Origin of the sequence: Neisseria sp. P0006.S004 (assembly GCF_051963015.1) — a bacterium.
In the GTDB taxonomy this organism is placed as follows: domain Bacteria; phylum Pseudomonadota; class Gammaproteobacteria; order Burkholderiales; family Neisseriaceae; genus Neisseria.
This window is the reverse complement of sequence record NZ_JBQCUS010000001.1, coordinates 155,695-170,441: the sequence shown is the minus strand read 5'-3', so window position 1 is coordinate 170,441 and position 14,747 is coordinate 155,695. Positions and strand designations below refer to the sequence as shown.

The 14,747-nt window shown below is 47.3% G+C and carries 14 protein-coding genes; 6 read left to right on the top strand and 8 right to left on the bottom strand.

The window, feature by feature from the left end; genetic code table 11:
- Positions 1 to 53: 53 nt before the first annotated feature.
- Both rpoZ and gmk read right to left on the bottom strand, forming a co-directional pair.
- On the bottom strand, positions 54 to 260 hold the full coding sequence (gene rpoZ / locus ACTHR2_RS00790) for a DNA-directed RNA polymerase subunit omega (protein WP_003682294.1): 207 nt from the start codon (positions 258 to 260) through the stop codon (positions 54 to 56).
- Between the two features lie 52 nt (positions 261 to 312).
- Positions 313 to 930, bottom strand: a complete 618-nt coding sequence (gene gmk / locus ACTHR2_RS00785; RefSeq protein ID WP_063067948.1) for a guanylate kinase — start codon at positions 928 to 930, stop codon at positions 313 to 315.
- A 168-nt stretch (positions 931 to 1,098) separates the two neighbouring features.
- Between gmk and ACTHR2_RS00780 the strand changes: the two genes are divergently transcribed.
- Positions 1,099 to 1,659, top strand: a complete 561-nt coding sequence (locus ACTHR2_RS00780) for an adenine phosphoribosyltransferase (RefSeq protein WP_003682296.1) — start codon at positions 1,099 to 1,101, stop codon at positions 1,657 to 1,659.
- Positions 1,660 to 1,708: 49 nt separating this feature from the next.
- Here the strand turns inward: ACTHR2_RS00780 and ACTHR2_RS00775 are convergent, their stop codons facing one another.
- From ACTHR2_RS00775 to ACTHR2_RS00765, 3 genes are all read right to left on the bottom strand, one after another.
- Positions 1,709 to 2,398 (bottom strand): toxin-antitoxin system YwqK family antitoxin, encoded by a 690-nt coding sequence (locus ACTHR2_RS00775; RefSeq protein ID WP_232502742.1) that lies wholly within the window; start codon positions 2,396 to 2,398, stop codon positions 1,709 to 1,711.
- Between the two features lie 274 nt (positions 2,399 to 2,672).
- Positions 2,673 to 3,572, bottom strand: coding sequence for a 50S ribosomal protein L3 N(5)-glutamine methyltransferase (gene prmB, locus ACTHR2_RS00770; RefSeq protein WP_004519392.1), 900 nt, complete (start codon positions 3,570 to 3,572; stop codon positions 2,673 to 2,675).
- Between the two features lie 95 nt (positions 3,573 to 3,667).
- Complete coding sequence (locus ACTHR2_RS00765; protein WP_440375239.1) at positions 3,668 to 5,923, bottom strand: nitric-oxide reductase large subunit; 2,256 nt, start codon at positions 5,921 to 5,923, stop codon at positions 3,668 to 3,670.
- Positions 5,924 to 6,322: 399 nt separating this feature from the next.
- On the opposite strand from ACTHR2_RS00765, the gene nirK reads away from it, so the two are divergent.
- Both nirK and ACTHR2_RS00755 read left to right on the top strand, forming a co-directional pair.
- A complete protein-coding gene (gene nirK, locus ACTHR2_RS00760) occupies positions 6,323 to 7,492 on the top strand; it encodes a copper-containing nitrite reductase (protein ID WP_004519389.1) in 1,170 nt (389 codons plus the stop codon).
- 172 nt (positions 7,493 to 7,664) lie between these two features.
- Positions 7,665 to 8,420 carry a formylglycine-generating enzyme family protein gene (locus tag ACTHR2_RS00755; protein WP_004519388.1) on the top strand — a complete coding sequence of 252 codons (756 nt, stop codon included), beginning with the start codon at positions 7,665 to 7,667 and terminating at the stop codon, positions 8,418 to 8,420.
- Between the two features lie 3 nt (positions 8,421 to 8,423).
- Here ACTHR2_RS00755 and ACTHR2_RS00750 read toward each other — a convergent pair whose 3' ends face one another.
- Positions 8,424 to 8,633, bottom strand: coding sequence for a hypothetical protein (locus ACTHR2_RS00750; protein ID WP_039861972.1), 210 nt, complete (start codon positions 8,631 to 8,633; stop codon positions 8,424 to 8,426).
- On the opposite strand from ACTHR2_RS00750, the gene rpsO reads away from it, so the two are divergent.
- Positions 8,632 to 8,901: a 30S ribosomal protein S15 gene (rpsO, locus tag ACTHR2_RS00745; protein ID WP_003679932.1), complete on the top strand. Its 270-nt coding sequence runs from the start codon at positions 8,632 to 8,634 to the stop codon at positions 8,899 to 8,901. The genes ACTHR2_RS00750 and rpsO overlap by 2 nt on opposite strands.
- A 178-nt stretch (positions 8,902 to 9,079) precedes the next feature.
- Positions 9,080 to 11,173 (top strand): AsmA family protein, encoded by a 2,094-nt coding sequence (locus ACTHR2_RS00740; protein WP_440375337.1) that lies wholly within the window; start codon positions 9,080 to 9,082, stop codon positions 11,171 to 11,173.
- 267 nt (positions 11,174 to 11,440) lie between these two features.
- Here ACTHR2_RS00740 and ubiD read toward each other — a convergent pair whose 3' ends face one another.
- On the bottom strand, positions 11,441 to 12,919 hold the full coding sequence (gene ubiD, locus ACTHR2_RS00735; RefSeq protein WP_263341127.1) for a 4-hydroxy-3-polyprenylbenzoate decarboxylase: 1,479 nt from the start codon (positions 12,917 to 12,919) through the stop codon (positions 11,441 to 11,443).
- Between the two features lie 326 nt (positions 12,920 to 13,245).
- Positions 13,246 to 13,755, bottom strand: a complete 510-nt coding sequence (locus tag ACTHR2_RS00730; RefSeq protein WP_128580824.1) for a DUF2199 domain-containing protein — start codon at positions 13,753 to 13,755, stop codon at positions 13,246 to 13,248.
- A gap of 285 nt (positions 13,756 to 14,040) precedes the next feature.
- Between ACTHR2_RS00730 and ACTHR2_RS00725 the strand changes: the two genes are divergently transcribed.
- Positions 14,041 to 14,703, top strand: a complete 663-nt coding sequence (locus tag ACTHR2_RS00725; RefSeq protein ID WP_263341121.1) for a DedA family protein — start codon at positions 14,041 to 14,043, stop codon at positions 14,701 to 14,703.
- Positions 14,704 to 14,747 lie beyond the last annotated feature (44 nt).

Genomic DNA, 14,747 nt, shown 5'->3' with positions numbered 1-14,747 from the left:
TGATATCGCACCGATACAGTCCGCGCGGCGGTTTTATCGGTTTGCCGGTTGGTTTATTTATTGCGGGTCAGCAGCTCGGTTCCGATTTGTCCGGCAGCGATTTCGCGCAGGGCGGTTACGGTTGGTTTGTTGTTGCGGATGTCGTCAACCAAAGGCGTATTGCCGTTTTCGAGCTGGCGTGCGCGACGGGCGGCAACGAGGGTAAGGTCGAAGTGGTTAGGGATTTTACCTGTGCAGTCTTCAGTAGTAATACGGGCCATGTTTGCTTGCTTTCTTTCTATGTTTCAAATAAACGGTTATTTTCGCTGTTTTTTACGAATTTTCCAACAGGTTTGAGATAAATCCCTGCTGGGCGGATTTTTTCAGACGGCCTGCTTTAATAATGTGGAACAAATCGGCTTCGGCACGATCCAAATCGTCATTCACGACAACGTAATCGAACAAAACGGATTGCTCAATCTCATGTCGGGCTTTTGAAAGACGTGTTTGAATAACTTCTTCGCTGTCTGTACCACGGCCGATCAAACGTTGCGCCAAAACTTCAAAGGAAGGCGGCAGGATGAAAATGCTGCTGGCTTCAGGCAACGATTTACGCACTTGCGCCGCACCTTGCACATCAATTTCCAAAATTACGTCATAGCCCTCTTCACTCAGCGAATTCACGCCGGCAATGCTGGTGCCGTAATAATTGCCGAACACATTGGCGTGTTCCAAAAATGCTCTTTGCTCAATCAGCGATTCAAATTCTTCTTTGGGAACAAAGTGGTAATGCACACCATGTGCCTCACCCTCTCGCGGCTGGCGCGTGGTATGAGAAATAGAAACACGGATGTCGTCATGATTTTTCAACAGGCGTGACACCAAGGTCGTTTTACCTGTGCCGGAAGCGGCAGAAATGATGTAAATATTGCCTTTTTTATGATTTTGCATGGTGGTTCAGCCGATGGTATGTATCTGTAAATTATAACACAACACAATGTTTCTCGGAATTTCAGACGGCATGTTGCAAAATTTGGCTATTGTATCGATTAATTTGGCAAGTCCGCATATGACCGCTACAATATCGTGTTAAAAACTTTTTGATTTCGGAATGTCGAGATGTTGATTCATCCTGAAGTAATGGGCGTAGAAGCTTTAGCGGACAAAATCCGTAAAATTGAAAACTGGCCGCAAAAAGGGATTTTGTTTCATGACATTACTCCCGTTTTGCAAAGCGCAGAATATTTCCGCCTGCTGGTCGATTTACTGGTTTACCGCTATATGGGGCAAAAAGTTGATGTCGTTGCGGGCTTGGATGCGCGCGGCTTCATCATTGGCGCGGCTTTGGCCTATCAGCTGAACGTCGGCTTTGTCCCCATCCGCAAAAAAGGCAAACTACCGTTTGATACGGTTTCTCAAAGTTACGCTTTAGAATATGGCGAAGCAACGGTAGAAATCCATACCGACGCCATCAAGCCGGGCGCACGCGTTTTGTTGGTAGATGATTTAGTGGCAACCGGCGGCACAATGCTGGCAGGTGTCGAACTGATCCGCAAACTGGGCGGTGAAGTAATCGAAGCGGCTGCCATTTTGGAATTTACCGATTTGGACGGCGGCAAAAAAATCCGTGAAAGCGGCGCGCCGTTATTTACCCTGTGCCAAAACAAAGGCTGTATGTAACACACAAAAAACCGCAAGCTGATCAGCCTGCGGTTTTTTATGATCAAAACTATTCGAGAACGTATCCGTCTGTATCCCAAAAGGTTTTTTTCACCAACTGGTCGTCTTTATAAACCAACTCGGATTTCTTCGCACCATCATCATACCAATCCAAAATAATGCCGCTGCGTTTGCCGTTGCGAATACTCAATTCAGACACAACGCGGCCATTTTCATCCCAACTAATGATCTCCGTCGGTTTGTCATTGCTCATCATCATTTCGGTTTTCGGGCTGCCGTCTGAATACCATTGTTTCCAATGACCATTGGCTTTATCATGCTTAAACTGAATTTCGCTTTCTTTCACACCATTTCGGTAATAGCGAGAACCCACGCCCTCACTCAGGCCATTTTGATAAGGCATCACCGCAGATTTTTTGCCGTTTGGATACCAGTTGACCCATTCGCCATGCGGTTTTCCGTTGCGATAGCTGCCAACCATCTTTTTCTGACCGTTGAAATGCCACAGGGTCAGCGTACCATTATCCAACGCCGGCACAAAAACCTTAATCTGACCGGCAGGTACTTCATAAGGATCAGAATATTTTTTCATCGATGGATAGTAAAAATCCTGTACCTGAGCCTTGCCTGCCTCAATCTTGTATTGTCGGACATAAGCAACCGAAGGCATGGTCGCCGTCAGTTTACCGTTTTGATTGAAATAAACGGTATGTTGCTGGGCAAAGGCAGAAACGGGCATACTGAACAAAGCAGCAGCCACCAGGCCTGATTTTAAATAATTATTCATAATATGGAGTTTGGCAGTATATGTTCTACAAAAAGTCAGTAATAAAAATCCACTGACATTAGAAACTATGACGAATATTATAAGCTATAGTTTCAAAGCCTGCTTGGATTTCATATTCGGCATACCATAGGTATTTGTATTTTCTTAAAACATTAAAGATTATACAGAATAAAGGCCGTCTGAAACTTTTTTCAGACATCCTTTGTTTTATTCATATCAAAATAAACTACTCTTCACCCAATAATTGCTCACGGGTCAATAAGAATACAAACCCATCGCCACCGCTGGTTTCCAACCAAGTAAACGGCAATTCGGGATAAGCCGCTTCCAATACTTCACGGTTATGACCGATTTCAACCAACAATACACCTTTCGGATTCAAATATTTCGCAGCCTGCAAAATGATTTGGCGTGTAGCATCCAAACCATCTTCTCCGCTACCCAAAGCCAATTCCGGCTCATGTAGGTATTCATCAGGCAGCGCTTCTACAGATTCCGCATCGACATAAGGCGGATTGGAAACAATCAAGTCGTAGGTTTCATCCAGACCTTCAAACAAATCGGTATGCACCAAGCTGATACGGTCTTCCAAACCATAATCTTCGATATTGATGGCGGCTACTTCCAGCGCATCCAAGCTTAAATCAACGGCATCAATTTGTGCATCGGGATAGTGATGCGCCATTTGAATGGCCAAACAGCCGCTACCGGTACACAAATCCAAAGCTCGATGCACCAACTCATCATGTTCAATCCAAGGACGGATACCGTCGCCCAGCAATTCATAAATGAAAGAACGAGGCACGATAACACGCTCATCGACATAAAAATCAAACTCACCCTGCCATGCCTGATGCGTCAGATACGCGGCAGGAATATGCTCAACTGCGCGACGTTCGATAATCGACAGCACTTCCTCCTTCTCACTTTGCAACAATTTGGCATCCAAATAAGGCTCCAACATATCCAAAGGCAGGTTCAAAGTATGCAAAATCAGATAGGCTGCCTCGTCATGGGCATTATCACTTCCGTGTCCGAAAAACAGTCCGGCATCATTAAAACGGCTGACGGCGAAACGCAATAAATCGCGAACAGTGGTCAGCTCTTGAGCAGCTTGGTTGAACATAATGTTTTGTCTTGTCGATTTAAGAATGTTGAAATTATAACAGAAAGGCCGTCTGAAAACTTTTCAGACGGCCTTCGATTTAATTCAGCTTAAGATTATTTATCGCGGCTGAATACGATTTTGGTAGCTTGGATAGCAACGCAGACAGCACCACCGATGAAGATCAAGTCAGCAGCGGTACGAACCCAACGCAGGGTATCCAGGATTTCCATTTGCAGGAATTCTTCGCTACGTGCATACCACAGACCATGAGTGATAGAAGCGTAAGCTTGGATCACGCCGACCGGCAACAGGCTGATGGCAATCATACCGACCAGACCGCCGTTCAGCAGCCAGAAGCCCCAAGTCATCAGTTTGTCATCAAATTGAGCATTAGGTTTCAGGTAGCGTGCAACCAGCAATACAAAACCCAGAGCCAAGAAACCATACACACCGAACAGAGCCGCGTGAGCGTGAACTGCAGTAGTGTTCAGACCTTGGATGTAGAACAGGGAAATCGGCGGGTTAATCAGGAAGCCGAATACGCCAGCACCGATCATGTTCCAGAAGGCAACTGCTACGAAGCACATCAGAGGCCAACGCAGACGTTTCGCCCAGTCGGACAGGTGTTGGTAAGACCAGTGTTCGTAAGCTTCACGACCCAGCAGAACCAAAGGCACAACTTCCAAAGCGGAGAAACATGCACCGATTGCCATAGAAGCAGAGGTAGAGCCGGAGAAGTACAAGTGGTGCAATGTACCTGGAATACCGCCCAACATGAAGATGGCGGCAGCGGCCAGAGTAGAAGCAGTAGCAGTACTACGGCGAACAAAGCCCATGTTGTAGAAGATGAATGCGAAGGCGGCAGTAGCGAACACCTCGAAGAAGCCTTCTACCCACAGGTGAACCACCCACCAACGCCAGTATTCCATCACAGCGATTGGAGATTTCTCACCGTAGAACAGACCAGGAGCGTAGAACACACCCACACCGACCATAGAAGCTACGAAGATAGCCAACAGGTTTTTGTCTGTACCTTTTTCTTTAAAGGCAGAGATGGTGCAACGCAGCATCAGGAACAGCCACAACAGCAAGCCGACCATCAGCAGAAGTTGCCAGAAACGACCCAAATCCAAGTATTCGTAACCTTGGTGACCGAACCAGAAGTTCAGCTCAGGCGGAATGATGTGAGTCAAAGCAAAGAAGTTACCTGCGTAAGAACCGCCGACTACGATGAACAGGGCGATGTACAGGAAGTTCACACCGGCACGTTGGAATTTAGGATCTTTACCGCCGTTCACAATCGGAGCCAAGAACAGACCTGCCGTCAGGAAGCCGGTTGCAATCCAGAAAATAGCGGATTGGATGTGCCAAGTACGGGTCAACGCATATGGGAACCAGTCGGCCATTTCAAAGCCCAAGGCGGTATCGATACCGTAGAAACCTTGACCTTCGACAGTATAGTGAGCAGTCAAACCACCCAACAGTACTTGTACGACAAACAGCGCAACAGTCAGGAATACATATTTGCCCAACGCTTTTTGAGAAGGAGTCAGTTGTACTTTGGAAATAGGATCCTCAGTAGGTACTTCAACCTCTTCGTGTTTGGTCAAGAAAGAGTAACCCCACATCAGCAAGCCGATACCCATCAGCAACAATACCACGCTGGTGAAGGACCACATGTAGTTTTCAGTAGTCGGTACGTTGTTGATCAAAGGCTCGTGCGGCCAGTTGTTGGTGTAAGTGAAGTTCTCGTCAGGACGGTTGGCCGAAGCAGACCAAGAAGTCCAGAAGAAGAAGTTGAACAGTTTTTCACGCGCTTCTTGGCTTGGCAATGTGTTGTTTTTCATTGCAAAGTGTTCGCGAGTGGTTTGGAACTTAGGATCGTCGCTGTACACACCGTGGTAGTAAGGCAGAATGCTTTCGATCGCTTTCACGCGAGTATCGCTGATAACGACAGAACCGTCTTCCTTAATACGGCTTTGGTTGCGGTATTCGTCAGCCAAACGGGTTTTCAGAACAGCTTGTTCCTCAGGAGAAACTTCGTCAAATTTTTTACCGTAAGTTTCTTGCGCAGTCAGATCCAACCATGCAACCAGCTCGCGGTGCAGCCAGTCGGCAGTCCAGTCCGGAGCTTGGTATGCACCGTGACCCAATACAGAGCCAACTTCCATACCGCCGGTAGTTTGCCATGCAGATTGACCTGCCAAAATATCGTCTTTGGTCATCAGGACTTTGCCGGATGCAGAAACGACTTGTTCAGGGTATGGCGGAGCCTTTTTATAGACCTCGCTACCCATATAACCAAGAATGGTAAAGCATACTGCCAGTACGGCAAACAGCAAGTACCAAAGCTTCTTGTACTGTCCCATTTTGAGTACTCCTTGATTTTGGTAAAAAGTGGTTGGGTATTAATTCATCAAATATGAATGTTAAAGATTGTATCACGGTTTTAAAAGTAAAGAAATATTTTGTCAATAATATTCCTTTAAAACCATTAACTTACATGATATTGATTCCTATTATCTTGTATAACTCCTCCTTTGTTATATTTTGTGTTAAGCCCACACTAACATTTTCACACAAAAATAAACTTTTCGGTTTAGTTTTTTATACTACTAAAGGAGTATTTAAGGATTAAAAGATTCATATTCATTGAACAATTTGATTTATGTCAAAATACACCCAAACAAGCGCCTACATAATCATACAAAATTTCAAACCATCCTATCAGGATACTTAACTTTTCTTACAATAAGGAAACTTTAAACATGAAACGCCAAACCTTAGCTGCACTTATCGCTTCTGTATTTGCACTGGCCGCATGCGGCGAACAAGCTGCTAAACCAGCTGAAACTCCGGCTGCCACCGCTTCTGCCGAAGCTCCTGCTGCTGCTTCTGACTCACAAGCTGCTGCCGAGACTCCTTCTTCAGAATTGCCTGTAGTCGATGCCATCATGACTCACGCTCCGGAAGTTCCACCTGCAATCGATCGCGATCATCCGGCTAAAGTACGCGTTAAAATGGAAACCGTCGAAAAAACCATGACTATGGAAGACGGTGTTGAATACCACTACTGGACATTCAACGGCGACGTTCCGGGCCAAATGATTCGTGTACGCGAAGGCGATACCGTAGAAGTAGAATTCTCTAACAATCCTTCTTCTACTGTTCCTCACAACGTTGACTTCCACGCTGCTACCGGTCAAGGCGGTGGTGCAGAAGCTTCTTTCACTGCCCCAGGCCACACTTCTACTTTCAGCTTTAAAGCTCTGCAAGCCGGTTTGTACATTTACCACTGTGCCGTTGCTCCTGTAGGTATGCACATCGCCAACGGTATGTACGGTTTGATCTTGGTTGAACCTAAAGAAGGCCTGCCTAAAGTAGATAAAGAGTTCTACATCGTACAAGGCGACTTCTATACTAAAGGTAAAAAAGGCGCTCAAGGCCTGCAACCTTTCGATATGGACAAAGCAATTGCCGAACAACCTGAATACGTTGTATTCAACGGTCACGTAGGCTCTATCGCCGGTGACAACGCCCTGAAAGCCAAAGCTGGTGAAACTGTTCGTATGTACGTTGGTAACGGTGGTCCTAACTTGGTATCTTCTTTCCACGTTATCGGCGAAATCTTCGACAAAGTATATGTTGAAGGTGGTAAACTGATTAACGAAAACGTACAAAGCACTGTGATTCCTGCCGGTGGCGCCGCCATGATCGAATTCAAAGTCGATATTCCAGGCAGCTACACTATAGTTGACCACTCTATCTTCCGTGCGTTCAACAAAGGTGCTTTGGGTCAATTGAAAGTTGAGGGTAACGAAAACCCTGAAATCATGACCAAAAAACTGAGCGACACCGTTTACCAACCTGCCGGTGCTGCCGCTTCTGCCCCAGCCGCTGCGTCTGCCGCACCTGCTGCTTCTGAAGCCGCTAAATAATCCCTCGGTTTAATACGCCAAGCCACTGCTACTCTTCTCTTAGAGTCGCAGTGGCTTCCATCACAATTAATCTTCCTATTCAATCAGACAGATTGATTTTTCAGACGGCCTTGTTATGATTAGGCTATCTTAAAAATAAATTTTCTGTTTCAATCGATAATAAGGGCGTACCATGAAACTCATACGACTCCTCCTCTTAGGCAGTGCCTTAATCTGCGGCAATACATTTGCAGCCGAAATGGTAAAAATCGAAGGAGGCAGCTATCGCCCTCTCTATCTTAAAAAAGAGACTTCCCTTATTAAAGTCAAGCCCTTCCAACTTGATAAATATCCTGTAACCAATGCCGAATTCGCCGAATTTTTGAAAACACATCCACAATGGCAAAAAGACAAAATCAGCTCTAAACAAGCTGAAAAAGCTTACCTGAAACATTGGGTAAAAAACGGCAGCAACAGTTATGCGCCTAAAGCCAGCGAACTCAAACATCCGGTAACTAATGTTTCATGGTTTGCCGCCAATGCCTACTGCGTTTCCAAAGGCAAACGCCTGCCGACTATTGACGAGTGGGAATTTGCAGGCTTGGCTTCTACCACTCAAAAAGATGGCTCTGCCGAACCCGGCTACAACCGCACCATCTTGGATTGGTATGCAGACGGCGGCCGCAACGGCCTGCACGACATCGGTAAAAACAAACCCAACTACTGGGGCGTATACGATATGCACGGCCTGATTTGGGAATGGACTGAAGACTTCAACAGCAGCCAACTCTCTGCCGGCTCGTCCAACACACAAATGTTCTGTAGCGGCGCATCCGTAGGCTCAAGCGACCCGTCCAACTATGCGGCATTCTTACGCTACGGCATCCGCACCAGCCTACAGTCCAAATATGTTTTAAATAACTTGGGCTTCCGCTGTGCGAGCAAATAAAGTTTAGTTTTTTATCACCAAAGCAGCTTTGGCGGTACTGAAAGGTATCGCCGCTTTTTTTGGCCGTCTGAAAAGATATGGCGCACAAAGACAAATTGTGGCATAATCCGCCCGTCTTTCTAAAAAGGCACTTAGGAGTTTGCTTAGGTCGTTTGGCTTGGCAAACTTGTCCGAACCTGAAAAGGTTCTTTTATTTTCGGAGTTATCCATCATGGCATTGACCGTAGAACAAAAAGCACAAATTGTTAAAGATTTCCAACGCAAAGAAGGCGATACCGGCTCTTCTGAAGTACAAGTCGCTCTGTTGACTTTCCGCATCAACGACCTGACTCCTCACTTCAAAGCCAACCCTAAAGACCACCACAGCCGTCGCGGCCTGTTGAAAATGGTTAGCCAACGTCGTCGCCTGTTGTCTTACCTGCGTCGTACTCAGCCTGATACTTACCGTACACTGATTACCCGCCTGGGTCTGCGTAAATAATTTATGCTTAAATCAACACCGCCTTCGGGCGGTGTTTTTTATTAACATACCGATGCCGTCTGAAACACAGGCCCACGCTCTGTGTTATACTTCCACACGCTTAAGCAGCAAGGCTTAAACTTCCAATCACTCCTTAAAGCTCCCATCAAAGCGAGAATCTGAATTGTCTGTTCATTCCATGTTGCACTCAGGAAAATTTTGGCTGAAATCCCTGGTTTTCAGCATTGCCGTGCTTTTATGCCTCGCGGCGGTATTGAGTGCCTTAATGTTCCGCATATTCAATACAGAAAACATCGACGCATTCATACAGAAAAACTTTTCTGCCCATGGCTGCCAAGTCAAATACAACGCCAATATCAGCAGAAAATGGCTACCGCGCCCTACGCTGATTTTAAAAGACCTCAGCCTTTCCTCTTCCGAACCTGACACGCCGACGCTGAACATCACCGAATCCAAAATGGGCTTTGGCTGGAGCAGCCTATGGTCGGATACCCCCATTCTTGAAAAATGGATTCTTTTAAACCCGACACTGACACTGGATTCAAAACACCATCTGCCCGCCTGCCTGCAACAGGACCCATCGTCAAAAGAAAGTTTTCAGCTCAACCGCATCATCATCAATAACGGCAGCATCCGTTATCACACTAAAGAGCAAAATATTGCCTTAAACAACCTGCAATTTTCCCTGCAGCAAGCCGATTCAGACGGCCATCCCTTCGACATCAGCGGCACACTGCAAAACATCGGCAACCCCATCAGTTGGCAGGGTGCAGGCTATCTGGTACCCAACAATGCCGGTTGGAGTGTTCCCGCCCTTAAGCTGAACCTGCAAACCGTATTACTCAAAAACAAGCTGGATGCCCAAATCGCAGGCAGCCTTAATTGGCAAAACCAAACCGCCCTACTCCGCGACTTCAATCTGCAAGCCGAAAGCGGCTTTCAAAACTTGCATATCAACGCACGTTCGCCCCTATTGCAATTCAAAAACGGCTATTTACACCTTAATACACTCAACGGCGCATTGACTGCCGGCAGCGAAAACAACCAATGGGACGGCTCATTCAAACTGGACAAAGCCAACCTCTACGCAACCGTTTTGACCGCCGCCAATTTTGAACTCAAAGGCAGCCATAAAAACGACCGTCTCCAAACCAACTTTACCTTTTCCAGCCCGTTGGTTTGGCAAAAAGGCAAAGGCATCGATGCGCCCAAACTGCACCTCAGCACCCTGCAAGACACCATCAACCGCCTTCCCCGTCCACGCTTCATCAGCACACTCGAAGGGCAGGCCAACTTCAGCCTGAACACATGGGAAGGCCGTCTGAAAGGCGCATTTGACAGGCAGGCCCTTGCCTTGGCCTTTAAATACCAACGCGATGCCCAACCGCGTCCGCACCTTGACGCCGGTATCGCCTTACAAAAACTTAATCTGACCCCTTACTTAGAAGACCTGAAAACCCAGCCGTCACTCAATCTTCCTTCCCTGCTGGCCAAATCCTGGCTGCCCGACATTGAGGCCAACCTTCAAATCGGCACCATTCAAACTGCCGGCCTGCAACTTGAAAACGTCGAATCCCTGCTTACCGCAGATAAAGAACATATCGCCCTGCACCGTTTCAAAGCCGGGCTTTATGGCGGCAAAACAGAGGGCGGACTGAGTATTGCAGCCACCGAACCCACTTCCTACCACCTTCAGCAAAACGCAAAAGGCATACAAATTCAGCCGCTGCTGCAAGACTTGTTCGGCTTCCACAGCTTCAGCGGCAGCGGCGACGCCGTTATCGACATTCAAACTTCCGGCAACGATCGCACCCAAATGATACAAGCCCTAAACGGCAGCCTGCTCCTCGATATTACCAACGGCGCATGGCACGGCATCGATATGGACAGCATTCTGAAAAACGGCATCTCTTCGGAAAAAATCGACAACAGCAACCTCAAAACCCCTTTCCATCATTTCATCCTCAATAGCGAAATCGAGAAAGGCATCAGCCATCATATCAATACCGAACTGTTTTCCGACAGCCTGCACGTTGTCAGCAGCGGCTATACCGATTTGAATACCCAAAAGCTATCCGAAAACCTGCTTATCAGCAACGTATTGCAACCCAAAAACAAACCGATTCCCCTCAAAATCGGCGGAACCGTACAAAACCCTTCCATTACCCTTGATTACAGCCGCTTGACCAATGGCATGAATACGTCTGCAGAAAAACAAAAAGCCCTGCAAGAAACCATACAAGAACAATGGAAGTGGCTCAAACCGCGCTAAATTTTTAAATCAAAGGCCGTCTGAAACCCAAAAAGTTTCAGACGGCCTTTTAACAGATACATTGTCAGAATAAGATGTTTATTGGGGAATGACCATATACACAATCAGTGCAACAATGATGGCAAACCATATAACCAACATTATCAAGCCTTTTTTGGAGAGTTTTCTTTTTCTCCAATCGAGCCTCAATATTTCTATCGTACCCTCAAACATAGACCCAATTATTTCCATCAATATTTGAAGTAGAAATTCCAATAAATCCGACATCTACAAACCCAAACTCTCCCAAATCTCATCGATTTTGGCCGTAACGGCAGGGTCTTTTTTGATCACACGACCCCATTCGCGGTCGGTTTCGCCCGGCCATTTGTTGGTCGCATCCAAACCCATTTTGCCGCCGAGTCCGCTGATGGGGCTGGCGAAGTCGAGGTAATCGATGGGCGTGTTTTCCATCAAAACGGTATCGCGTACAGGGTCCATGCGCGTGGTTACCGCCCAGATGACTTCTTTCCAATCTCGCACGTCCACATCGTCATCGACCACGATGATGAATTTGGTGTACATAAATTGGCGCAGGAACGACCAGCAACCCATCATCACGCGCTTGGCGTGTCCGGCGTACTGTTTTTTCATGCTGACCACCGCCATGCGGTAGGAGCAGCCTTCGGGCGGCAGGTAGAAATCGGTGATTTCGGGGAACTGCTTTTGCAAAAGCGGTACGAACACTTCGTTCAACGCCACGCCCAAAACGGCGGGTTCATCGGGCGGTTTGCCTGTGTAGGTGGAGTGGTAAATCGGGTTTTCGCGCATGGTGATACGTTCGACCGTAAACACGGGGAAATGATCCTGCTCGTTGTAATAACCCGTGTGGTCGCCGTATGGGCCTTCCAACGCGGTTTCGTTCGGATGGATAACACCTTCCAACACAATTTCAGCACGGGCAGGCACTTGCAAATCATTGCCGATACATTTCACCAGCTCCGTCCGCGAACCGCGCAGCAGTCCGGCAAACTGGTATTCGCTCAAGGTATCGGGAACGGGCGTTACCGCGCCCAAAATGGTGGCGGGGTCGCAGCCGAGCACGACGGCGACGGGATACGGCGTATCGGGATTGAGTTTTCGGAATTCCTGATAATCCAACGCGCCGCCGCGATGCGACAGCCAGCGCATAATCAGCTTGTTTTTGCCGATTAACTGCTGACGGTAAATACCGAGATTTTGACGTTTTTTGTGCGGTCCGCGCGTGACGGTCAAGCCCCACGTTACCAGTGGCGCAACGTCTTCCGGCCAGCAATGCTGAATCGGAAGTTTATACAAATCAACGTCTTCGCCTTCCCACACGATTTCCTGACACGGCGCGTTTTTCACCACGTTCGGCGCCATGCTCCAAATATCTTTCAGCAGCGGCAATTTGGAAAACGCGTCTTTAATACCTTTGGGCGGTTCGGGTTCTTTCAAATACGCCAGCGTCTGCCCGATTTCGCGCAGCTTGGATACGCTGTCCGCACTCATGCCCAGCGCCACGCGTTCGGGCGTGCCGAACAGATTCGCCAACACGGGATAATCATAACGCGTACCGTCAGGCTTAATCGGATTTTCAAACAGCAACGCCGGCCCCTCGGCGCGCAGCACGCGGTCGGCGATTTCGGTCATTTCCAAATGCGGCGACACCGGATGCTGAATGCGCTTGAGTTTGCCATCAGCTTCCAATCCGGCGATAAATTCTCGCAGATCTCTGTATTTCATGTTGATCCTTATTTGAGGCCGTCTGAAAACCAAATTTTGGATTTCAGACGGCCTGAATCATATATTGCAATATGGCTTTGGGGCATTCGCTGTTTTCAGCAAAAACCAATATGTACCATATGGGTTGTGAATACTGAACTTCCAGCCCTTGTAGCAGAAATCTATCCACGTTTCACCTGTAATCGTATCAGACACGAAGGTAATAGGCATTCCGCTGAAGTGGACAATTTGCTCAATAGCGGACAGGTTTACAAAACAGTTGCAGGAAAAGGTAGGAAATATCAAGTATGGTTTCGTTCAAGAGAGGAATGTTTACCTTTTTGTTCTTAGTAATCCGATCCGAATACCGCATCTATCCTTGCCTGCGCTTCAGCGTATTCTATGCCTTGGTAAAAGTCGCGTACCAGCGGATGTTTACTGCTTTGATGGAGTTGTAGCAGAGGACGTTGGTTATTGAGCTGAGTAACGACATTACAATGCAGACCGAAGGTGTTGGTTTCATATGGGGGCAGCCAGTTGCATATCATACCGAAATAAACAACGTTTTCCGGATTATCATGGAAGTGGCTTTTATAATCGTTAAAACTCTTTTCGCTGACAGATACCCATACGCCGTATTCCAACGTTTCCTCATGTCCGATAATGGGGATATGCAGCACCGTGCGGATAAAGCGGTCAGTTTGGTCAGGATAGCGGATAATGCAGAAATCACCGTTACACTCGGCCTGGTAGGTACTACGTTCGTCCTCGCTTAACTCATTATAGGGATCTGGAGTGATAAAGCCGATTGCGGGCATCTCTTCATGATTTTCGCCGCAGGAAGTACAAGTGTACATAATGGATTCCTTTTGAATTTTAGATTCTTTAATTCCACAACCAACTTTCCAAACAGGCCGTCTGAAAACAGACTTCCATTTCGGGTTTGAAAGATAAACCAGCAGCTATTGTACCTGCCAAATCTGTTCAAATCCCAACTTTCCACGTCCGAATTTCGAGATTTTTTGCAAACTACCGTCAAATTTAAACAATATCTGCTTGTGATTGCTTTCAGACGGCCTTATCTTTGGTAAAATTCCAACTTAATCCAGTCATCAATCAATATTTATCGTGGGACGGCGGCCATGTTTGCAATTTTAGAATCTTTTTTCGTTGAATACGGCTATGCGGCCGTGTTTTTCGTTTTGGTTATTTGCGGCTTCGGCGTGCCGATTCCTGAAGATTTAACACTGGTAACCGGCGGCGTGATTTCCGGCCTGGGTTATACCAACTCGCATATTATGTTTGCCGTCGGTATGCTCGGCGTATTGGTAGGCGACGGCTTTATGTTTGCGGCCGGCCGGATTTGGGGACAAAGAATCCTTAAATTCAAACCGATTGCCCGCGTGATGACGCCCAAACGCTATGCTCAAGTACAGGAAAAATTCGACAAATACGGCAACTGGGTTTTATTCGTCGCCCGTTTCCTGCCCGGCCTGCGTACCGCTGTTTTCGTGACCGCAGGCATCAGCCGCAAGGTTTCCTACCTGCGCTTTATCCTGATGGACGGCTTGGCCGCGCTGATTTCCGTTCCGGTTTGGATTTATCTGGGCGAATACGGCGCACGCAATACAGACTGGCTGATGGAAAAAATGCACAGCCTGCAATCAGGTATTTTTACCGTACTGGGCATCGGCGCAGTCATTGTCGGCTGGATTTGGTGGAGAAAACACCGCCGCCATACCTTCTTCCGTGAAAAATTACACGAAAAACGCGCTGCAAAAGCCAAAAAACAAGCCAATCAATAAACCATTCCAGGCCGTCTGAAACACTTCCCCGCTTTCAGACGGCC